Origin of the sequence: Azospira sp. APE16, from assembly GCF_047901315.1 — a bacterium.
GTDB classification, from domain to species: domain Bacteria; phylum Pseudomonadota; class Gammaproteobacteria; order Burkholderiales; family Rhodocyclaceae; genus Azospira; species Azospira oryzae.
Map to the genome: position 1 here is coordinate 467,292 of NZ_CP179682.1, position 20,559 is coordinate 487,850.

At 66.7% G+C, this 20,559-nt stretch carries 18 protein-coding genes; 10 read left to right on the forward strand and 8 right to left on the reverse strand.

The window, feature by feature from the left end:
* Positions 1 to 5: 5 nt before the first annotated feature.
* Both ACLSSQ_RS02380 and ACLSSQ_RS02385 read right to left on the reverse strand, forming a co-directional pair.
* Positions 6 to 959 (reverse strand): ABC transporter permease, encoded by a 954-nt coding sequence (locus ACLSSQ_RS02380; protein ID WP_014235527.1) that lies wholly within the window; start codon positions 957 to 959, stop codon positions 6 to 8.
* Positions 960 to 1,006: 47 nt separating this feature from the next.
* Positions 1,007 to 2,617, reverse strand: coding sequence for an ABC transporter substrate-binding protein (locus tag ACLSSQ_RS02385; RefSeq protein WP_416243700.1), 1,611 nt, complete (start codon positions 2,615 to 2,617; stop codon positions 1,007 to 1,009).
* A 369-nt stretch (positions 2,618 to 2,986) separates the two neighbouring features.
* Between ACLSSQ_RS02385 and ACLSSQ_RS02390 the strand changes: the two genes are divergently transcribed.
* The 6 genes from ACLSSQ_RS02390 (at position 2,987) to ACLSSQ_RS02415 (ending at position 10,420) form a co-directional block, all read left to right on the forward strand.
* Positions 2,987 to 3,622, forward strand: coding sequence for a TetR/AcrR family transcriptional regulator (locus ACLSSQ_RS02390; RefSeq protein WP_014235525.1), 636 nt, complete (start codon positions 2,987 to 2,989; stop codon positions 3,620 to 3,622).
* Between the two features lie 26 nt (positions 3,623 to 3,648).
* Complete coding sequence (locus ACLSSQ_RS02395; RefSeq protein WP_416243701.1) at positions 3,649 to 4,803, forward strand: efflux RND transporter periplasmic adaptor subunit; 1,155 nt, start codon at positions 3,649 to 3,651, stop codon at positions 4,801 to 4,803.
* A 56-nt stretch (positions 4,804 to 4,859) separates the two neighbouring features.
* Positions 4,860 to 8,003 carry an efflux RND transporter permease subunit gene (locus ACLSSQ_RS02400; protein WP_416244277.1) on the forward strand — a complete coding sequence of 1,048 codons (3,144 nt, stop codon included), beginning with the start codon at positions 4,860 to 4,862 and terminating at the stop codon, positions 8,001 to 8,003.
* Positions 8,004 to 8,068: 65 nt separating this feature from the next.
* Positions 8,069 to 8,734: a protein-L-isoaspartate O-methyltransferase family protein gene (locus tag ACLSSQ_RS02405; RefSeq protein ID WP_416243702.1), complete on the forward strand. Its 666-nt coding sequence runs from the start codon at positions 8,069 to 8,071 to the stop codon at positions 8,732 to 8,734.
* 9 nt (positions 8,735 to 8,743) lie between these two features.
* Positions 8,744 to 9,067: a rhodanese-like domain-containing protein gene (locus ACLSSQ_RS02410; RefSeq protein ID WP_416243703.1), complete on the forward strand. Its 324-nt coding sequence runs from the start codon at positions 8,744 to 8,746 to the stop codon at positions 9,065 to 9,067.
* Positions 9,068 to 9,076: 9 nt separating this feature from the next.
* Complete coding sequence (locus tag ACLSSQ_RS02415; RefSeq protein WP_416243704.1) at positions 9,077 to 10,420, forward strand: TolC family outer membrane protein; 1,344 nt, start codon at positions 9,077 to 9,079, stop codon at positions 10,418 to 10,420.
* Here the strand turns inward: ACLSSQ_RS02415 and waaA are convergent.
* Both waaA and waaC read right to left on the reverse strand, forming a co-directional pair.
* Entirely contained in the window at positions 10,398 to 11,681 is a 1,284-nt protein-coding gene (gene waaA / locus ACLSSQ_RS02420) for a lipid IV(A) 3-deoxy-D-manno-octulosonic acid transferase (protein WP_205229776.1), read from the reverse strand. The genes ACLSSQ_RS02415 and waaA overlap by 23 nt on opposite strands.
* A gap of 6 nt (positions 11,682 to 11,687) precedes the next feature.
* Complete coding sequence (gene waaC, locus ACLSSQ_RS02425) at positions 11,688 to 12,626, reverse strand: lipopolysaccharide heptosyltransferase I (RefSeq protein WP_416243705.1); 939 nt, start codon at positions 12,624 to 12,626, stop codon at positions 11,688 to 11,690.
* A gap of 115 nt (positions 12,627 to 12,741) precedes the next feature.
* On the opposite strand from waaC, the gene ACLSSQ_RS02430 reads away from it, so the two are divergent.
* From ACLSSQ_RS02430 to galE, 4 genes are all read left to right on the forward strand, one after another.
* Positions 12,742 to 13,521, forward strand: a complete 780-nt coding sequence (locus ACLSSQ_RS02430) for a glycosyltransferase family 2 protein (RefSeq protein WP_416243706.1) — start codon at positions 12,742 to 12,744, stop codon at positions 13,519 to 13,521.
* 134 nt (positions 13,522 to 13,655) lie between these two features.
* Positions 13,656 to 15,518, forward strand: coding sequence for a polysaccharide biosynthesis protein (locus tag ACLSSQ_RS02435; RefSeq protein ID WP_416243707.1), 1,863 nt, complete (start codon positions 13,656 to 13,658; stop codon positions 15,516 to 15,518).
* Position 15,519: 1 nt separating this feature from the next.
* Positions 15,520 to 16,350 (forward strand): symmetrical bis(5'-nucleosyl)-tetraphosphatase, encoded by an 831-nt coding sequence (locus tag ACLSSQ_RS02440; protein WP_416243708.1) that lies wholly within the window; start codon positions 15,520 to 15,522, stop codon positions 16,348 to 16,350.
* A 2-nt stretch (positions 16,351 to 16,352) separates the two neighbouring features.
* Complete coding sequence (gene galE, locus ACLSSQ_RS02445; RefSeq protein WP_416243709.1) at positions 16,353 to 17,369, forward strand: UDP-glucose 4-epimerase GalE; 1,017 nt, start codon at positions 16,353 to 16,355, stop codon at positions 17,367 to 17,369.
* On the opposite strand, the gene ACLSSQ_RS02450 is transcribed toward galE, so the two are convergent.
* From ACLSSQ_RS02450 to ACLSSQ_RS02465, 4 genes are all read right to left on the reverse strand, one after another.
* Positions 17,366 to 18,193: a lysophospholipid acyltransferase family protein gene (locus ACLSSQ_RS02450; RefSeq protein WP_416243710.1), complete on the reverse strand. Its 828-nt coding sequence runs from the start codon at positions 18,191 to 18,193 to the stop codon at positions 17,366 to 17,368. The two genes, galE and ACLSSQ_RS02450, sit on opposite strands and share 4 nt — an antisense overlap.
* On the reverse strand, positions 18,190 to 18,948 hold the full coding sequence (locus tag ACLSSQ_RS02455; protein ID WP_014235511.1) for a GNAT family N-acetyltransferase: 759 nt from the start codon (positions 18,946 to 18,948) through the stop codon (positions 18,190 to 18,192). The genes ACLSSQ_RS02450 and ACLSSQ_RS02455 overlap by 4 nt, the downstream gene beginning before the upstream one ends.
* Before the next feature lie 124 nt (positions 18,949 to 19,072).
* Positions 19,073 to 19,540 carry a glycine zipper 2TM domain-containing protein gene (locus ACLSSQ_RS02460; protein WP_416243711.1) on the reverse strand — a complete coding sequence of 156 codons (468 nt, stop codon included), beginning with the start codon at positions 19,538 to 19,540 and terminating at the stop codon, positions 19,073 to 19,075.
* Between the two features lie 22 nt (positions 19,541 to 19,562).
* Positions 19,563 to 20,498, reverse strand: a complete 936-nt coding sequence (locus tag ACLSSQ_RS02465) for a carbohydrate kinase family protein (protein WP_014235509.1) — start codon at positions 20,496 to 20,498, stop codon at positions 19,563 to 19,565.
* Positions 20,499 to 20,559 lie beyond the last annotated feature (61 nt).

Here is a 20,559-nt window from a genome sequence, read left to right on the forward strand (position 1 = left end):
CTCTTTCAGCTGCGGCCCATGCGCGGGTCGATCAGGGGTTGCAGGATGTCCACCAGCAGGTTGAGCACCACGAAGAACATGCACAGCACCAGGATGGTTCCCTGGAGCAGGGGGATGTCCCGCTGGAAGATGGCGGTGTTGAGGAGGAAGCCGGTGCCGGGCCAGGCGAAGACGGTTTCCACCAGGATGGAACCGCCCATCAGGTAGCCGATCTGCAGGCCGGCCACGGCCAGCACGGTGGGGGCGGTGTTCTTGGCCACGTGGCGGAAGACGGCGCCGCCGGAGAGACCCCGGGCGCGCAGGGCGGTGACGAATTCCTGGCCCAGCATGTCGGCCACCAGGGCCCGCACGGTGCGGGTAATGATGCCCATGGGGATCACCGACAGGGTCAGGGCCGGCAACACCAGGTAGCGCAGGTGCTCCAGGTCCCACAGCCATTCGCCGGAGCCGCCGGGGCCGGCGCCCATGGCCGGGAACCAGGGCAGCCAGATGGAAAAGAGGATGGTCAGGACCAGGCCCAGCCAGTAGTGGGGGATGCTGACGCCGACCACGGAGAGGGCGGTGGCCGCCTTGTCGATCCAGGTGCCGTGGCGGTAGCCGGCAAGGGCGCCGAGGATGCAACCGAGGACCACGCCGATGGCGGCGGCCATGCCGGCCAGGAGCAGGGTGTTGCTGACGGCGCTGAGCACTTCGGCGGTGACTTCCCGGCCCGAGGCGATGGACAGGCCCAGGTCGCCCTGCACGGCGCGCATCAGCCACAGGCCGTACTGCACGGGCACCGGCTTGTCCAGGCCGTAGGCGCTCTTCAAGGCCTGGATCACCTCTTCCGGCGCGTCGGCCGGGGCGATGGCGTTGAGGGGGTCGCCCGGGGCCAGATAGACGAGGACGAAGGACACCACCGTCACACTGAGGGCGATGGGGATGGCGTAGATCAGCCGTTTCAGGATGTAGGCAAACATGGCGGGCTTTCCGTCATGGGCCGGGGCGAACCCCGGCCCGGTGGGGATTACATGCGGATGGTGGTGAGGTCCTGGAACCAGTGCTGGGCCTGGATGAACTCCTTGACCTTGGGCGACAGGGCGTGGGGATTCACGTCATGCACCACCCACAGCATCTGGGCGTCGTCCACCATGCTCTGGTGCACGAAGGCGAGCAGGCCGTCCTGGGTCTTGCTGTCGAAGGTGGTGCGGATCTTCTCCAGGGCCGCGTCCACCTTGGGGTTGTTGTAGCCGCCCCAGTTCACCCCGTTGGGCGCCACGTAATGGCTGTCGGTGAAGCGGGTGATGGCGTAGAACGGGTCGGCCGTGACGTAGCCCAGGTTGATGGCGGTGATGCCCTTGCCGGCGTTGATGTCGGCCTTGGCCCCGGCGCGCCAGTGGCGGTACAGGTTCTCCAGCTCCACCACCTCGAAGGTCACCTCGATGCCGATCTCCGCCAGGCTCTGCTGCACGAACTCGTTCATGGGCAGGGACAGCATCTGGCCGGTGCCGCCCTGGGCGATGATGACCTTGGCCTTGAGGGGCTTGGAGGGGCCGTAGCCGGCCTGGGCCATGAGGGCGCGGGCGGCGGCCAGGTCGTAGCCAATCTTGAAGCCGGGCTTGCCGAACCAGGGGCTGGTAGCGTCCACCTGGCCCTTGGCCGGGGTGGCCAGACCGCTCATCAGCTTGACCACCGCATCCCGGTCGATGGCCAGGTTGGCCGCCTTGCGCACCCGGATGTCGGTCCACGGCGAGCCCGGATAGGTGGAGAAGTGGTAGGGCCAGACGTGGGGCGTGACGTTCTGCACCAGCTTGAAGCCGCCGGCCTTGAGCTGGGGCAGCACGTCCGGCGGCGGCGTCTCGATGATGTCCACCTGGCCGTTGAGCAGGGCGTTGGCCCGGGTCATGGCGTCGGGGATGGGCAGCAGGACGATGCGGTCGGTCTTGGGCAGGCGGCTCTTGTCCCAGTAGGCGGCGTTCTTCACCAGGTCGGCCCGCTCCCGGGGGACCAGCTTGTCCAGCTTGAAGGGGCCGGTGCCGGAGGGCTGGCTGGCCACCTTGTTCCAGTCCTTGCCCAGCTTTTCCCACTGGGCCGGGCTGGAGACCAGGAACCAGGGCAACTGGTAGGGGAACAGGGCGTCCACTTCCTTGGTGGTGATCTCCACCTCGTAGGGACCGACTTTGCGGTAGGAGGCGATGGAGGGAATGCGCGGGCGCACCTGGGCACTCTGCTTGGCGTCGAACTGGGGCGACTTTTCCGCCAGGACCTTGTCCAGGTTCCAGACCACCGCATCGGCAGTGAATTCGGAGCCGTCATGGAACTTGACGCCCTTGCGCAGGGTGAAGCGCCACTTCTTGTTGTCCTTCGGATCTGCCTTCCACTCGGTGGCCAGGCCGGGCACCAGCTTGCCGGGGCGGTTGCCCACATTGGCTTCCCAGGCGATCAGCGGGTCGTACAGGGTGTGGCCGGTGAACTGGTAGGCGCCGGCGCCCCGGTCCGGCTGGCCGGTGGTGAGGGGAATGTCGGCCATGGAAATGCCGTAGCGGGCCACTGTTTCTGCATGCAGTCCTGCATGCAGGGCGAAGCTCAGGGGGAGGGCTGCCAGCCAGTGGCGAAGCTTGAAATTGCGGGGTTTCATCGACTACTCCTAGGTTGGGGAGACAGTCCATGAATTGCATGCAACGTGCCAATCTGGGCCGGAGCGCCGATGTATTTCCTAGTCGCTTGAATGTGCTCTGCTAGTTGGCAAATTGTATTTTTTGCCGCGCCGGCGGCGGCAGTCGAACTTGCATACAAGATGCACCTGGACGGGGCGCATGCCCGGAGAAGATCACTGCTTAGGTGCCAGGCCAGGTTCCGTCATCGGCCGTAGGGCCGGCCTGGGGCGTGGCCCTTTGTCAGCAAAAGGAAGGGGCGGCATCAAGGGAAAAGGGGCGGGCTGGCGGTGGGTTGACCGGACCTTTTCTTTTCAATACATTACTGACCGGTCAGTCAGTAATGTATTCCCATGTCTCTCTGTGATTCCGCCGATCCACCCCGCCGCCGCCGCAAGGAAGCCCGCCCCCAGGAGCTGACGGCGGCTGCCCTGGAACTGTTTACCGAACGCGGTTTCGCCGCCACCCGGCTGGAGGATATCGCCGCCCGGGCCGGCGTCTCCAAGGGCACGCTGTATCTCTATTTCGACAGCAAGGAAGCCCTGTTCGAGGCGGTGATCCGGGAAGGCATCATTCCGGCCATGAACGAGGGCCGCACCATGCTGGAGGAGCATCAGGGCTCGGCCAGCGAACTGCTGCGCTGCCTGCTGCTCGGCTGGTGGGAGCTGCTGGGGGAAAGTCCCCTGGGCGGCGTACCCAAGCTGATGGTTTCCGAGGCCGGCAACTTCCCCAAGGTGGCGGCGTTCTACCGGGAGAACGTCATCGACCCGGGCCGCGCCCTGCTGCGGGAGGCCCTGCAGCGCGGCATGGATCAGGGCGAGTTCCGTCCCGTGGATGTGGGCATGGCGGTGGACGTCATCTTCGCCCCCATCCTGATGCTGGCCGTGTGGCGCTATTCCATCGGCCCCTGCTGCGCCGAGGAGGAGCGGGACCCCGTCCGTTTCCTCGATACCCATTTTGATTTGTTGATCAAGGGCCTGCGGCCGTGAGCGCCGCCCCTTCCGGAGTCCTCCCCATGAAAACCATTCCTTCCTTCGCGCTGCTGGCCGCCACGGCCATGGTCCTGGCCGCCTGCGGCAAGGAGGCGCCCAAGGCGCCCGAGCCCCGCCCGGCCCTGACCCAGGTGGTAGGCGCCGCCGGCCAGAGCGACATGCTGTGGGTGGGCGAGGTGCGGGCTCGCTACGAGACCGACCAGGGCTTCCGTATCGGCGGCAAGGTGGTGGAACGCAAGGTGGATATCGGCGCCGTGGTGAAGAAGGGCCAGATCCTGGCCCGCCTGGACCCGGTGGATGCGGGCCTCTCGGCGGCCGCCGCCAATGCCCAGACCAAGGCGGCCGAGGCCGACTTCCTGGTGGCCAAGGCGGAATACGAGCGGCAGAAGAAGCTGCTGGAAAAACAGTTCATTTCCCAGAGCGCTTTCGACAGCCGGGAAGCCCAGTTCAAGGCGGCCCTGGCTCGCCTCGACCAGGCCCGGGCCCAGGCCGCGGTGACCGGCAACCAGGCCGGCTACACCGACCTGGTGGCGGAAAAGGACGGGGTGGTGACCGACGTCAAGGTGGAGCCGGGGCAGGTGGTCAGCGCCGGCCAGCCGGCCATCCGACTGGCCCTGGCGGGCGACAAGGAAGTGGTGGTGGCGGTGCCGGAAGGCCGCATGAAGGGCATCGAGCCCGGCACCAGCGCCGTTATCCGCCTGTGGGCCAACCAGGACCAGTCCTACGCCGCCCGGGTGCGGGAAGTGGCGCCGGCAGCCGACGCCGCCACCCGCAGCTTCCAGGTCAAGGTCACCCTGCTGGAGCCGGATGCCGGCCTGCGCCTGGGCATGACCGCCGGCGTGCTGATCGGCAGCGCCGAGGCGCCCCTGCTGGTGCCCACCGCGGCCCTGACCCGTCAGGACGGCAAGAATACGGTGTGGGTGGTCAATCCCCAGAGCGGCGAGGTGCAGCCCCGCAGCGTCACCACCGGGCCCTTCCGGGAGGACGGCGTGGTGGTGGAAAAGGGCCTGGCCCGGGGTGAGCGGGTGGTCATCGCCGGTGTGCACAAGCTGCAACCCGGCCAACTGGTGCGGGCCGTGGAGCCGAGCAACGTGCCCTTGCCCATGGTGGGCGGCGGCGGGGCTGGCCCCGTAGCCGCGACCCCCGCGGCGGCCAAGCCGGCGGAGTCCGCCAAGTGAAGCGCTTCAACATTTCCGAGTGGGGCCTGCGGCATCCGGCCCTGGTGCTCTATTTCATGGTGGCCCTGACCCTGGTGGGTCTGCTGGCCTATTCCAAGCTGGGCCAGTCGGAAGATCCGCCCTTCACCTTCAAGGTCATGGTGGTGCGCACCGCCTGGCCCGGCGCCAGTGCCCAGGAGGTGGAGCGCCAGGTCACCGAGAAGATCGAGAAGACCCTGCAGTCCGTGCCCTACGCGGACATCATCCGCAGCTATTCGCGGCCCGGCGAATCCATGATCTTCTTCCAGGCCAAGGACGCGACGCCCGCCGCGGCGGTGCCGGACATCTGGTACCAGGTGCGCAAGAAGGTGGGCGACATGCGCTACACCCTGCCCAAGGGCATCGAGGGCCCCACCTTCAACGACGAGTTCGGCGACGTGTACGGCAATCTCTACGCCGTGGTCGGCGACGGTTTCGGCTATACGGAACTGAAGCGCCAGGCCGAGGCCATCCGGGCCGAACTGCTGCGGGTGAAGGACGTGGCCAAGGTGGATTTCTTCGGCGAGCAGAAGGAGCGGGTCTATATCGAACTCTCCAACGCCAAGCTGGCCACCCTGGGCATTGATGGCGCCGCCGTGGTGGCCGCCCTGCAGAACCAGAATGCGGTGCTGGCAGCCGGCAGCTTCGATACCCCCAGCGAGCACATCCGTATCGACGTCAGCGGCCGTTACGACGACCTGACGGCCCTGCGGGAAACCCGTCTGCGGGCCAACGGCCGCGAGGTGCGCCTGGGCGACATCGCCAGTATCGGCCGCGGCTATGAGGATCCGCCCACCCAGAAGATCCGCTACATGGGCAAGGAAGCGGTGCTGATCGGCGTCTCCATGGCCAAGGGCGGCGACATCATCCGCCTCGGCGGCGGTCTCGACGGTGCCGTGGCCTCCATCCAGGACCGCCTGCCGGTGGGCCTGGAACTGCACACCGTCTCCTCCCAGCCCCAGGCGGTGCAGCGTTCGGTCAATGAGTTCGTGCGTTCCCTGATCGAGGCGGTGATCATCGTTCTCGGCGTCAGCCTGCTTTCCCTCGGCCTGCGCACCGGCATCGTAGTGGCCATCACCATTCCGGTGGTACTGGCCATCACCTTCCTCTTCATGCAGATCTTCGGTGTCGGCCTGCACAAGATTTCCCTCGGCGCCCTGATCCTGGCCCTGGGCCTGCTGGTGGACGACGCCATCATCGCCGTGGAAATGATGGCGACCAAGATGGAACAGGGCTGGGCCCGGGCCAAGGCGGCCTCCTTCGCCTACGAATCCACCGCCATGCCCATGCTTTCCGGCACCCTGGTGACGGCCGCGGGCTTCCTGCCCATCGCCACCGCCGCTTCCGCCACCGGCGAGTACACCCGTTCCATCTTCCAGGTGACGGTGATCGCCCTGCTCATTTCCTGGGTGGCGGCGGTGCTGTTCGTGCCCTATCTGGGCTACAAGCTGCTGCCGGACTTCGCCCACCACCGGGTGGCCCATCAGGAGCCGGGACGCCTCAGCCGCTGGCTGATGCGCCGCCTGCCCTGGCTCGAACGCTGGCTGCACAAGGAGCCCCACACCCACAGCGAGCACGATATCTACGCCACGCCCTTCTATCGCCGCTTCCGCGCCCTGGTGGATGCCTGCGTGCGGCGCCGCTGGCTGGTGATCGGCATCACCGTGGGTGCCTTCGTCGCCTCCATCGTCGGTTTCGGCATGGTGCAGCAGCAGTTCTTCCCCGATTCCACCCGGCCCGAACTGATCGTGGACCTGCGCCTGGCCGAGGGCGCCTCCTGGGATGCCGCCGACGCCGAGGCCAAGCGCCTGGAGTCCTGGCTGGCCGAGCAGCCCGGCATCGACAATGTGGTGGCCTACGTCGGCACCGGCAGCCCCCGCTTCTATCTGCCCCTGGACCAGCAGATGCCGCAGAAGAACTTCGCCCAGTTCGTCATCCTGACCCAGGGGTCGCCAGAACGGGAGGCCCTGCGCAGCAAGCTGATCGATCTCTTCGAGCATGACTTCCCCAGCCTGCGGGCGGCCATCAACCGTCTGGAGAACGGCCCGCCGGTGGGCTTCCCGGTGCAGTTCCGCGTCGCCGGCCCCGATCTCAATGTGCTGCGTGGCTACGCCCACGAGGTGGCCCAGGTGATGCGGGCCAATCCCAGCCTGGCCAATGTGCACCTGGACTGGGAGGAGCCGGCCAAGGTGGTCCGCCTCACCGTGGACCAGTCCAAGGCCCGTCTGCTGGGCGTCACCTCCAGCGACATCGCCAACCTGATCAACACCGCCCTCAAGGGCCAGAGCGTCACCGAGTTCCGCGACGGCGCCGAGCTGGTGGATGTGCATTTGCGCGGTACCGAAATGGAACGGCGGCGTCTCTCCCTGCTGCCGGATCTGATGCTGCCGACCCGGGCCGGCAAGGCCGTGCCCCTGTCCCAGGTGGCAACCCTGGAGTACGGCTTCGAGGAAGGCATCGTCTGGCGCCGCAACCGGGTGCCCACCATCACCGTGCGCGGCAATATCTACGGCCACATGCAGGGGCCGGTGGTGTCGGCCCAGGTGGAGAAGTCCCTGCAGTCCATCAAGGCCTCCCTGCCCCTGGGCTACACCCTGGAAGTGGGTGGCGCCGTGGAGGAGTCGGCCAAGGGCGGCGCTTCCGTTGCCGCCGGCGTGCCCCTCTTCTTCCTGGTGGTGCTGACGGTGCTGATGCTGCAGCTGCAGAGCTTCTCCAAGGTGGCCATGGTGCTGCTGACCGCGCCCCTGGGCCTGGTCGGGGTGACCGTGTTCCTGCTGCTGTTCAACAAGCCCTTCGGCTTTGTCGCCATGCTCGGCACCATCGCCCTCTCCGGCATGATCATGCGCAACTCGGTGATCCTGGTGGACCAGATCGACCAGGACGAGAAGGCGGGCAAGCCCCGCTGGGAGGCCATCGTCGATTCCACGGTGCGGCGTCTGCGGCCCATCGTGCTGACGGCGGCGGCAGCCATCCTGGCCATGATTCCCCTGACCCGCAGCGCCTTCTTCGGCCCCATGGCCGTGGCCATCATGGGCGGCCTGACCGTGGCGACCCTGCTCACCCTGATTTTCCTGCCGGCCCTGTACGCTGCCTGGCACAAGGTCAAGCCTGCCGCACCGGTGGAGTCCCTGCAAACGGTGGACGAAACCCTGGCCGGCAGTCGCCAGGGGCCTCAGTTATAATCGCCTTTTTCCACCAACCACATATTAGTAAGTGCTAATATAACGACCGCAGACGGGGACTCGTGATGGAACAAGTGCAAAACATGGAACAAGCCCGCTTCAACATGATCGAGCAGCAGATCCGGCCTTGGAACGTGCTGGACCAGGATGTGCTGGACTTGCTGTCCGAGGTCCGGCGCGAGGAGTTCGTCCCCGCCGCCCATCAGGCCCTGGCCTTTGCCGACCTGGAGATTCCCCTGGGCGAAGGCGCCGTGATGCTGGCCCCCAAGATGGAAGCCAAGCTGCTGCAGGAACTGGCCGTGCAACCCAAGGACAAGGTCCTGGAAATCGGTACTGGCTCCGGCTACATGGCCGCCCTGCTCGCCGCCAAGGCCGACCAGGTGACCAGCGTCGAAATCAGCCCGGCCATCGCCAAGACCGCCAAGGCCAACCTGGCCAAGGCCGGCATCAGCAACGTCTCCGTCGAAGTGGGTGATGGCCTGCATGGCTGGGCCGTCGGCGCTCCCTACGACGTAATCGTCGTTTCCGGTTCCCTGCCGGTGGTGCCCGAAGAACTGCTGCAGCAGCTCAAGGTTGGCGGCCGCATGGCCGTATTTGTCGGTGAGGCCCCGGTGATGGAAGCCCAGATCGTCACCCGCACCGGCGAGACCACCTTCGCCAGCCTCAATCTTTTCGAAACCGTGGTGGCGCCCCTGCAGAACGCGCCGGCCAAGGAGCGTTTCCGTTTCTGATTGCCCCTGATGAACCAGCTTTCCGTTTCCTCCCTCGCCGACTGGCTGGCCGATCCGGCCCGCCCCCGCCCCCTGCTGCTGGATGTGCGCCAGCCGGAGGAGCTTGCCATCTGCGCCCTGCCGGACGTGGTGGCCATGCCAATGGCCACGGTGCCGGTGCGGGCCGACGAGTTGCCCCGGGATAAGGAAATCGTGGTGATCTGCCACCATGGCGGACGCAGCATGCAGGTGGCGATGTTCCTCGAGAACCGCGGTTTTAGCGCCATCCACAACCTGTCCGGCGGCATGCACGCCTGGGCCCAGGTGGTGGATCCGTCCATGCCGACCTACTGAAGGCTGTCCATGAAACTGAAAGCTGTTTCCCTGCTGCTGTCCTCCCTGTTCATTGCCGCTGCGGCCCAGGGGGCCGACCTGCTGCAGATCTACAAGGAGGCCCTGGACAACGACGCCCAGTTCACCGCCGCCAAGCACACCCTGGAAGCCGGCCGCGAAAAGCTGCCCCAGGGCCGGGCCAGCCTGCTGCCGACCCTGGGTGTGTCCGTGAACACCATGTGGAACGACGTGGAGTACCAGCGCCGGGTGTCGGGTGCGGCCGTCGCCACGGGCCAGTACAACAGCCACGGCTACAGCGTCAGCCTCAGCCAGCCCCTGTTCCGCTGGCAGAACTGGATGCAGTACGACCAGGCCAAGCTGCAGGTGGCCCAGGCCGAGGCCCAGTTCCTCCAGGCCCGCCAGGACCTGATCCTGCGCGTCGCCCAGGCCTATTTCGACGTGCTGTACGCCCAGGAGAACCTGCGCTCCCTGCAGGCCCAGAAGTCAGCCATTGCCCAGCAGCTGGAACTGGCGAAGAAGAGCTTCGAGGTGGGCACTGCCACCATCACCGACACCCACGAAGCCCAGTCCCGCTACGACCTGTCCACCGCCCAGGAAATTGCCGCCGAAAGCGATCTGGAAATCAAGCGCCGCAACCTGCAGGCCATCATCGGCCGGGAGGCGGGCGAACTGGCCACCCTGCGTACCGACACCACCCTGGAGCCGCCCAAGCCCGCCAACATGAACGACTGGGTGGCTTCCGCCGAGAAGGACGCCCTGGCGGTGCAGATCCAGGAAGCCCAGCTGGAAATCACGGACAAGGAAGTGAGCAAGCAGCGCGCCGGTCATTTCCCCACCCTGGACCTGGTGGCCACCCGCAGCAATGCGGTGCAGACCAATGGTGTGCAGACCAACCCCCTCTTCCCGGGGGTTGGCTACGAGCAGGATTCCACCGCCATCGGCCTGCAGTTGAACATTCCCCTGTTCCAGGGCGGCGCCGTGCTCTCCAAGCAGCGTGAGGCCGAAGCCAGCCGCGAGGCGACCCGCTCGACCCTGGAGTATTCCCGCCGTCAGGCGGCCCTGGGGGCACGTCAGTACTATCTGGGCGTGGTCAATGGCCTGGCCCAGGTGCGGGCTCTGGAAGCGGCCCTGGTCTCCTCCAAGTCGGCCCTGGATTCGAACAAGCTAGGTTACGAGGTGGGGGTGCGCATCAACATCGACGTGCTGAACGCCGAGCAACAGGTCTATTCGACCCAGCGCGACCTGGCCAAGGCCCGTTTCGATACCCTGGTGAACCAGCTGCGTCTCAAGGGCGTGGTCGGCAGCCTCACCGACGAGGACCTGCAGCGGGTCAACGGCCTGCTGGCGCGATAAGGGAACGGATCAGGTCCATGGTCCTGGCGGTGGCCCCGCCGTGGGCCGCCGCGAAGGCTGACGCCGCATCGGACATGATGCGGCGTTTTTCTTTGTCCCGCAGCAGGGCCTGGGCCGTGCCGGCCAGGGATTGGCCGGCCTCAAGACGCAGGGCGGCACCGGCGGCGACGGCATCCTCCGCCGCCTGGGCGAAGTTGAAGGTGTGGGGGCCGAGCAGCAGGGGGCAGCCGCAGGCCGCCCCTTCGATCAGGTTCTGGCCGCCGAAGGGCAGCAGACTGCCGCCCATCACGGCCAGGTCGGCACAACTGAAGTAGGCCGCCATTTCCCCCATGCTGTCCCCCAGCCAGACCCGGGTCTCCGGTGTCGGCAGGCCCTGGCTGCGCCGCACCAGACCGAGTCCTCTGGCCCGGACCAGCTCCTCGACCTCGTTGAAGCGCTGGGGGTGGCGCGGCACCAGCAGGAGCAGCAGGTCGGGAATATCCATGGCCGCGCAGGCGTCCAGGATCAAGGCCTCCTCGCCCTCCCGGGTGCTGGCTGCCAGCCAGACGGTGCGACCGGCCAGCTGGCGGCGCCAGTCCTGTCCCTGTTGCCGCAATGCCGGGGCGATCTGCACGTCGAACTTGAGATTGCCGCAGACGCTGACCTGCTTGGCGCCGAGGCCTTGCAAGCGGGCTGCATCGTCCGGGGTCTGGGCAGCGATGCCGTCGAGACCGGCCAGGGCCGGGGCGAACAGGCCGGGCCAGCGGCCGTAGCCGCGGGCCGAACGGGCTGAGAGGCGGGCATTGACCAGCAGCATGGGGACGCCATGGTGCCGGGCCTGGTGCAGCAGGTTGGGCCACAGCTCGGTTTCCATGAGCAGGCCCAGGCTGGGGCGGTAGCGCTCCAGGAAGCGGCTGACGGCGCCGGGATAGTCGTAGGGCAGGTAGCGGTAATGGAGGCGCGGGGCGTGGTCCCGGCCCAGGGCGGCGAACACCTGGGTGGCGGTGTCGCGGCCGGTGGGCGTCATGCCGGTGAGCAGGATCGAGTGCTGCGGATACTGGGCCAGCAGTTCGGCCAGCAGGGGCTGGGCGGCCCGGGTCTCGCCGACGGAGACGGCATGGACCCAGATCACCGGCCCCGGGATGGCCGCGCCGCTAAGGCCGAAGCGTTCACCCCAGTGGCGGCGATACTCCGGCTGCTGCCGGCTGCGTCGCAGCAGGCGCAACAGCACCAGGGGCGTGGCCAGGCGCAGCAGCAGGGTGTACAGGAGGCGGGAAACCATGGCGCGTCAGCCGGCCAGGGCCCGCTCGACGGCATCAAGGATGGTGGCGAGACTGGGTGGCGCACCCTTCTGGCCGTAGCTTTCGCAGAAGGCGTCGCCGAAGACGGCCGCCTGCACGCTGTCCGAATCGCAGAAGATGCCGACCGTGGGGCGTCCCAGGGCAGCGGCGAAGTGGGTGAAGCCCGTGTCCAGGCCCACCACCACCCGGGCCCCGGCCAGAAAGCGGCCGGCCGTGCCCAGGTCCATCAGGGGCGGGATGAAGGAACCGGGCAGCCGGGCCCCAAGGCGCTCGCTGCGCTGGCGCTCTTCGGGGCTGCCCCAGGGCAGGGCGGCGACGATGCCGTCCCGGGCCAGGCGCTGGCCCAGGGCGACCCAGTGCTCCTCGGCCCACAGCTTGGGCGGGCGGCTGGCGGCGTGCATCAGCACGGCGTAAGGCTGGCTGGGCAGCCAGTCGGCCACCAGGGGCTCAGCCTGGATGCCATAGCGCGGCGGCGTATCCAGGTCATAGCCGAGGGCGCCGGCAGCCACGGCACGGCAGCGGTCCACCACATGGCGCGACCATTTGATGGGCAGGCGCAGGTCGTAGAAGCGGGCGGCGAAAGGCTCCTTGATGCTGCGGGCGTCGCCGCCGACGATGCGTCCGCCGGGAGCGAGCCGGGCCAGCTTGTCCACCGCGGCGCTCTTCAGCAGACCCTGGCTGTCGAGGACGAAATCGTAGGCCTGGGCCTGCAGGACACGGCGGAATTCCCCCATTTCCTGCCAGGCGTGGCGCTGGCCCAACTGCTTGCGCCAGCGGCGCCAGGCGATGGGAATGACGCGGCGCACGCCGGGGTGCAGGGAGGGAATGGGAACGTAGGCTTCTTCGGCCACCCAGTCGATGCGGGCCTCGGGGAAGCGGGCCAGGATGTCGGTGACGGCCGGGCAGTTGTGGACCAGATCCCCCATGGAGGAGGTCTTTACCATAAGAATTTGGGGCATCGGGGCGGCGGTGGTGGTTTTTGACTTGGGGCCGGGGCCGGGGGGATTTAGAATCCCAGCTGGCCTCCATTATAGCTTGCGCATGTCTTCTGCCCCTCCTCCCGCCGCGACGGCGCCCCTCAGTGCGGTGCTGATCACCCTGAATGCCGCCCATTCGCTCCCGTCCTGTCTGCAGAGCCTGGCGTTCGCCGACGAAATCGTCGTGGTGGATTCGGGCAGCAGCGACGGCACCGTGGCCCTGGCCGAGCACTACGGCGCCCGGGTTATCCATCAAGAGTGGCTGGGCTTTGGCCGCCAGAAGCAGTTTGCCGTCAGCCAGGCGCGCCACGACTGGGTCTTTTGCATCGACGCCGACGAACAGGTGACGCCGGCCCTGGCGGCAGCCATTGGCGCCGCCCTGCAGGGCCCCCAGCATCACGCCTACCGGGTGGCCCGCTGCAACCGTTTCATGGGGCGCTACCTGCGCCACGGCGAGGGTTATCCGGACTGGAACCTGCGCCTCTTCCACCGCGGCCATGCCCGCTGGTCCGACGACGCGGTGCACGAGCACGTGCTGACCGGGGAAAGCGTGGGCGATCTGGCGGGGGACTTGCTGCACGACTCGGCCGAAACCCTGGACAGTTATTTGGCCAAACAGAACCGCTACACCACCCTGGCGGCCGAGGCCGCCCATCGCGTCGGCAAGCGGGCCGGCAGCGGCCGTCTGCTGCTGTCGCCCCTGTTCCGCTTCATCAAGTTCTACCTGGTGCGTAGGGGCTTCCTGGACGGCCTGCCGGGCCTGGTGCATACCCTGATCGGCTGCACGAACAGCTTTGCCAAGTATGCGAAAATGATCGACCTGCAGCGGCGCTCCGGGAAGTAGGGCTTCGATCTTGAAATTACCTTGCCTGGATGGCGGAGGATGAAGCTGGATCGCCTAGCGTACGCTGCTGTCTTTCTGTGATGAACAGGGGTTTCGTGCAGTAAAATAGCGGCATATTTCATGATGCTGATCCAATGCCAGATTCCCGCCCCGGCTACACTGCCCAAAGAACCCCTCTGGGTTTGATCTCCCGACGTTTGGTTGCATCCGTTTACGACTTGACCGCACTGGCGGCTTGCTGGTTGGCGGCCTATTGGTTGCGCTTCAATCTCACCCTGCCCGACGATTATCTTCGGGCTGCCTTGCTATCTCTAGGTGGGCTGGTTCCGGTATACGCACTGCTGTTCTGGTTAAGTGGCTTATACCGTGGCATTTGGCGCTACGCGAGCTTGATGGATTTGCGCCGGATCATTGTATCGGTTGGCCTCGGTGGGCTAATTACTGCCGTGCTCGTATTTATGGCGGGCATTCCCGGGGTTCCCCGATCGGTTCTCGTGTTACACCCGATCCTGCTGATTCTGACGATGGGGGGGGGGCGTTTCCTCTACCGTGCCTGGAAGGACCGCTGTCTCTACGGCCACCTCGCCCTGTCCGGTGAGTCGGTGCTGATTCTTGGAGCCGAGGAAGCTGGAGAACGTCTGATTCGTGAGTTGCAACGGTCCCACCAATGGCGGGTGGCTGGCCTGCTGGACAACGATCCGGCCAAGCATGGACGGGAAGTGCATGGGGTGAAAATCCGGGGTGATATCGCCAGCATGGTGCATTGGGCCAAGGAGTTGGAAGTTGGCCACGTCATCGTTGCCATGCCCAGTGTCAGCGCCGCCGTGCGCCGCGGGGCCATGGAGCAGGCCGTGCAGGCCGGGCTCAAGGTGCTGACCGTGCCGGCCCTCGACGACCTGCTGTCGGGCCGGGTGTCCCTGTCCCAGATCCGCCAGGTGGAACTGGAGGATATCCTGGGGCGGGAGCCGGTGCAGCTGGATGCCGCCGGCCTCAGTCGCCTCATTGCCGAGCGCACGATTCTGGTGACGGGGGCGGGCGGCTCCATCGGTTCCGAGCTGGCCCGGCAGATCGCCCGTTTTGCGCCGCGCCAGTTGGTGTTGTTCGAAGTGTCCGAATTCGCCCTGTACCAGATCGAGCAGGAATTCCGCCGCACCTTCCCCGGTCTCGATGTGGTCTGCGTGGTTGGCGACGTCAAGGACGAAGCGCGGCTGCAGCAGGTCTTCGCCGCCTACCGCCCGGCCCTGGTGTTCCATGCCGCCGCCTACAAGCACGTGCCCCTGATGGAGAGCGCCAATGCCTGGGAGGCGGTGCGCAACAACGTCCTCGGCACCTGGCGGGTGGCCATGGCGGCGCGCCAGGCGGGGGTGGAGAAGATGGTCCTGATTTCCACCGATAAGGCCGTTAATCCCACCAACGTCATGGGCACCACCAAGCGCATGGCAGAGCGGGTGGTGCAGTCCCTGGAGCAGGCCGGCGGCGGTACCCAGTTCATCGTGGTGCGCTTCGGCAACGTCCTGGGCAGCAACGGCTCGGTCATTCCCACCTTCCGCGAACAGATCGCCCGGGGCGGCCCCGTCACCGTGACCCATCCGGACATCATCCGCTATTTCATGCTCATCCCGGAGGCAGCCCAGCTGGTGCTGCAGGCCGGTCTGATGGGCAACGGCGGCGAGATTTTCGTGCTGGACATGGGGGAGCCGGTGAAGATCGTCGATCTGGCCCGGGACCTGATCCGGCTGTCCGGTTTCACGGAGGAGGAAATTCCCATCGAGTTCACCGGGCTGCGTCCCGGCGAGAAACTCTATGAGGAACTGCTTGCCGACAATGAAATGACCCTGCCCACCCCCCACGCCAAGCTGCGGGTAGCCAAGGCCGAAAGCGCGCCGGAAGAGGCGTGGATCGGCGACCTGGCCCGCTGGCTGGAAGCCCCGCCGGCGGACGTGGCCGGGATCAAGGCCGGGCTTGCCCGTTTCGTGCCGGAATACCGGCCCCAATAACATGGCCACCTACGCCGTCGGCGACATCCAGGGCTGCTTCGCCTCCTTGCAGGCGCTCCTGGAGAAGTGCAGCTTTTCCCCCGATTTCGACCGCCTGTGGCTGGTGGGAGACCTGGTGAACCGGGGGCCCCGCTCCCTCGAGACCCTGCGCTTCGTCAAAGGCCTGGGCGACCGGGCCGTCACGGTGCTGGGCAATCACGACCTCTCCCTGCTCATGGCCGCCGAGGGTTTCGGCAAGCGCCATCGCAGCGACACCATCGATGACATCCTTGCCGCCACGGACCGGGACGAACTGCTCCACTGGCTGCGGCACCAGCGCCTGATGCATGTGCAGGGCGACTACGCCATGGTGCATGCAGGGCTCCTGCCGGCGTGGTCCGTGGCCGAGGCCCGGACCCTGGCGGGCGAGGTGGAGCAGGCCCTGCAGGCCGAGAATTACCGGGAGTTCCTAGCGAACATGTGGGGCAGCGAACCGGGAGCCTGGGACTCCAGCCTGACCGGTTGGCCCCGCTTGCGGGTGATCGTCAATGCCATGACCCGCATGCGCTTCTGCTCCCCGGCCGGGGAAATGGACTTCAAGGCCAAGGGCGAACTGAGCCAGGCGCCGGCCGGCTATCTGCCCTGGTTCGAGGTGCCGGGCCGGCGCAGCGCCGCGACGGTCCTGGTGACCGGCCACTGGTCGGCCCTGGGGCTGCGCCTGGAGCCCAATCTGCTGGCCCTGGACTCCGGCTGCTTGTGGGGCGGCAAGCTGTCCGCCCTGCGTCTGGAGGACCGGGCCCTGTTCCAGGTGGACTGCGCCGCCGACGAGGCCGTGCCCCTTTTCAAGGAATGAGCATGCATATTCTGGTCACCGGCGGCCTGGGTTACATCGGTTCCCATACCTGCGTCGAGTTGCTGCAGGCCGGCCATTGCGTCACCATCCTCGACAACCTCTCCAACAGCCGTGCCGATGTGGCCGAGCGCATCGCCGGCCTGGGCGGTGCCGCGCCGATCTTCATCGAGGGCGACGTGCGGGACCGCCAGTTGCTGTGCCGGATTTTCCGGGAGCAGGCTGTCGATGCCGTGATCCACTTTGCCGGCCTCAAGGCGGTGGGGGAGTCGGTGGCCCAGCCTCTGCGCTATTACGAGTGGAACGTTTATGGCAGCCTGGTCCTCTTCGAAGCCATGGCCGCCGCCGGGGTGCGTCGTCTTGTCTTCAGTTCCTCGGCCACTGTCTATGGCAATCCCGGGATCGTCAAATTTCACGAAGACTTGCCGGTGGCGCCCATCAATCCCTATGGGCGCAGCAAGTTGATGGTCGAGCAGATGCTCGGTGACCTGCGGCAAAGCGATCCGGCCTGGCAGGTTGCCTGCCTGCGCTATTTCAATCCTGTTGGTGCGCACCAGAGTGGCCTGTTGGGCGAGGCGCCCCTGGGGATTCCCAATAACCTCATGCCCTTTGTCGCCCAGGTGGCAGCCGGAGTCCGGGAACGGTTGGAGGTCTTCGGCAACGATTACCCGACACCGGACGGTACCGGAATCCGTGACTACATTCATGTCATGGACTTGGCCAGGGGGCATCTGGCGGCACTGCAGTATCTTTTCACCGACGATGCCGGCCTGCTTACGGTGAATCTGGGGGCCGGCAGGGGTTACAGCGTTCTGGAAATGGTGGAGGCATTTGCGCAAGCCTCGGGCAAATCTATCCCCTATCGTGTCGGGCCTCGGCGTCCCGGGGACCTAGCGGAGTACTTTGCCGATCCGTCACGCGCTGAACAGATCCTGGGCTGGAAGGCCCAGTATGACCTGGCCGCCATGTGCCGCGACACCTGGCGCTGGCAGCAGACTGCGGTGACGTTGGGGCTGGCCTAGGCGGCGTGCTGCAGGGGCGCGACTGCCCCTGTCTCGTTGCTGCCCAGCATGAGGCGCGTGGCGATCTGCTGGCGGGCTTGCTGGGCCAGTTCCTTGCGCCCTCCCGCGGCCTCCACGGTGAGGGGCGGGCATGCCTCCACCCGACCTTCCAGCCAGCCGGCCGCCAGGATGGATTGCAGGCATTGCCACAAACTGGTTTCCCCCACGTAGGCGGCAGCGGTGCTGCGCCGGCCGTTGCGGTCATGGTAGGAGAGGGCCAGGGGAACGATGGGGCGTCCGGCCTCGATGGCCGGTTGCAGCAGGGCGCCGTGGAAGTGCAGCAGGCTGCCGCCGTCGGTGGTGGTGCCTTCCGGGAAGAGGGCCACCATGTGGCCCCGGCCCAGGATGGCGCCGATTTCCTCGTTGATGATCCGGGCATGGCCGCGGCTGCCGCGGCGCAGGAAAATGGTGTCGGTGCGCGCCGAGAGCCAGCCGATGACGGGCCACTGCCGCACTTCGGCCTTGGAGACGAAGGCGGCCGGCTGGGCGGCGTTGATCAGATAGACGTCCAGCCAGGAGACATGATTGGCCACCAGCAGGCTGCCCGGGGGCAGACCCTGTAGCTGGGCCTGCAGGTGCACGCCGAGGATGTTGAGCAGCTTCTCCGACCAGGCCTGCTTCAGGCGCAGGCGCCGTTCCGTGCCGATCAGGGGATACCACAGGGCCACCACCAGGATGCCGTGCACCAGGTGCAGCATCAGGCGGGACAGGCGGAACCAGCGGATGGGGCGGGGCAGGAGATGGGCTTCAGCCCCGCTGCGGGGTGGCGATGTATCCAGTTTCAACGTCCCAGAAAGTGTTTGGCGTAGCGGGCGTCCACCTTGGACATGGGCAGCAGCACCGGCAGGTCGGCGGTGTTGAAGTCCGGGTCCCAGGCCGGTTCACCGCAGATCCAGGCGCCGGCCCGCAGGTAGCCCTTGATCAGGGGCGGGGTCTCGGCCTTCACCTCGTTGCGCAGGGCCTCCAGGGGCAGGGGGCAGCGGGGGAAGACGCGGTACTCCAGGGGGCTCAGGTGGTCCTGCAGCTGATTATACAGAGCCGCCGCGGCGTGGCCGCCGTCGGCCATGCTGATGGAGGCGCAGCCCACCAGGTACTCGTGGCCGTTTTCCAGCATGTAGCGGGCCAGGCCGGACCACAGCAGGGTGATGGTGGCGCCGGTGCGGTAATCCGGATGGACGCAGGAGCGGCCCACTTCCACCAGGCGCGGGCGCAGGTGCTGCAGGCGGGTCAGGTCGAATTCGTTTTCGGTGTAGTAGCCGCCGATCTTGCGGGCCTTTTCCGGCGACAGGATGCGGTAGGTGCCGATGATCTCGCCGCTGTCCTCGTTGCGGCAGACCAGGTGGTCGCAATAGGGGTCGTAGATGTCCTGGTCCACCCCCGGCACCCGGCTGGGCAGCTTGGCGCCCATCTCCTGGCCGAAGACGCGGTAACGCAGTTTCTGGGCTTCGAGAATTTCCCGTTCGCTCTCGGCCAGGCCGACGGAAAGGTTGCGGGCGTAGATGCGGCGGCTTTGTTCCAGCGACGTCTGTTCGTTCTGCATGGTCTGTCCTCCTTGAGTCATGAGGACAGAATCTAGAGAGCGTCTGTTACGCCGAGGTTGCGCCGTAGTGAAGTTTGGATGAAGCGGGGAGCCGTGCCGGCGTGGTGCCGGCACGGGGTCGGACTCAGTGGCTGACGCGGCTGCTGCCGTTGCCGGAGAGGATGCGCACCCTTTCGCCCGGATGGAATTCCTCGTCGGCTTCCTGGACGATGGCCACCAGGTTGCCGTTGTCCAGCTTGACGGTGATTTCGACGCCGTCCTTCTTGCTGATCTTCTCTTCCAGGGCGCTGCCGGCCATGCCGCCGGCGACGGCGCCGAGGATGGCGCCGACGGTGCTGCCGCGGCCGCCACCCACGTTGCTGCCGGCCATACCGCCGATGGCGGCACCGGCGACGGTGCCCACCGGGGTGTTGCCGCCTTCGATGGTGACCTTGCGCACGGATTCGACGACACCCTGGCGCACGGTCATTTCCTGGCGGGTGCTGCTGCGGCCGTAGGAACTGCCGGACTGGCTGTTGGCACAGCCGGCCAGGCTGCCGAGCAGCAGCAGGCCGGCCAGGCCGGCGATGGCGAGGGAGGGAATACGGGTCATGCTTTCTCCTTGCCGGCGGGGCTTACCACAGGCGGCTGCCGAAGGCCTGGTGGTATTGCTCGCCGATTTCTTCACGGGTGAAGGTGTGGTTCTGGGGGCCGGAACGGGCGATCTTGATGGCGCCGACGAGGGCGGCGAGGCGGCCGATCTGGTCCCAGTCCATGCCGTTGGCGATACCGTAGAGCAGACCGGCGCGGTAGGCGTCGCCGCAGCCCGTGGGATCGACCACCTCTTCTGCCTTAACGCAGGGAATATCCAGGCGTTGACCGCCGACATAGATATGGGAGCCTTCGCCGCCCCGGGTCACCACCAGGGCCTTGACCAGCTTGGCCAGCTCTTCCAGGGACTTGCCGGTGCGGTCGGTGAGCAGCTTGGCCTCGTAGTCGTTGAAGGTGGCGTATTCGGCCTGGGCCAGGAAATCCAGCAGTTCGTGGCCGGAGAACATGGGCATGCCCTGGCCCGGATCGAAGATGAAGGGGATGCCGGCTTCGGCGAACTGCTTGGCGTGGCCGATCATGCCGTCGCGGCCGTCCGGGGCGACGATGCCCAGGCCGATGTCCTTGGCTTCGCCCACGCTGTTGAGGTGGGAGAAGGTCATGGCACCGGGGTGGAAGGCGGTGATCTGGTTGTCGTCCAGGTCGGTGGTGATGAAGGCCTGGGCGGTGTAGCTGTTGGCCACGGGGCGCACGTGCTCCCGGGACAGGCCCAGGTCGTCGAGGCGCTTCAGGTAGGGGGCGGCATCTTCGCCGACGGTGGCCATGATGACCGGCTCGCCGCCCAGCAGCTTGAGGCTGTAGGCGATGTTGCCGGCGCAGCCGCCGAATTCGCGGCGCAGTTCGGGCACCAGGAAGGCCACGTTCAGGATATGGATCTGTTCCGGCAGGATGTGGTTCTTGAAGCGGTCCGGAAAGACCATGATGTTGTCGTAGGCGATGGAACCGCAGATGAGTGCGCGCATGGGAATCGTCGGGAAAATGGATTAAGCCCGCGATTATACCCGGGCCGCCGCCCGGCGGCCC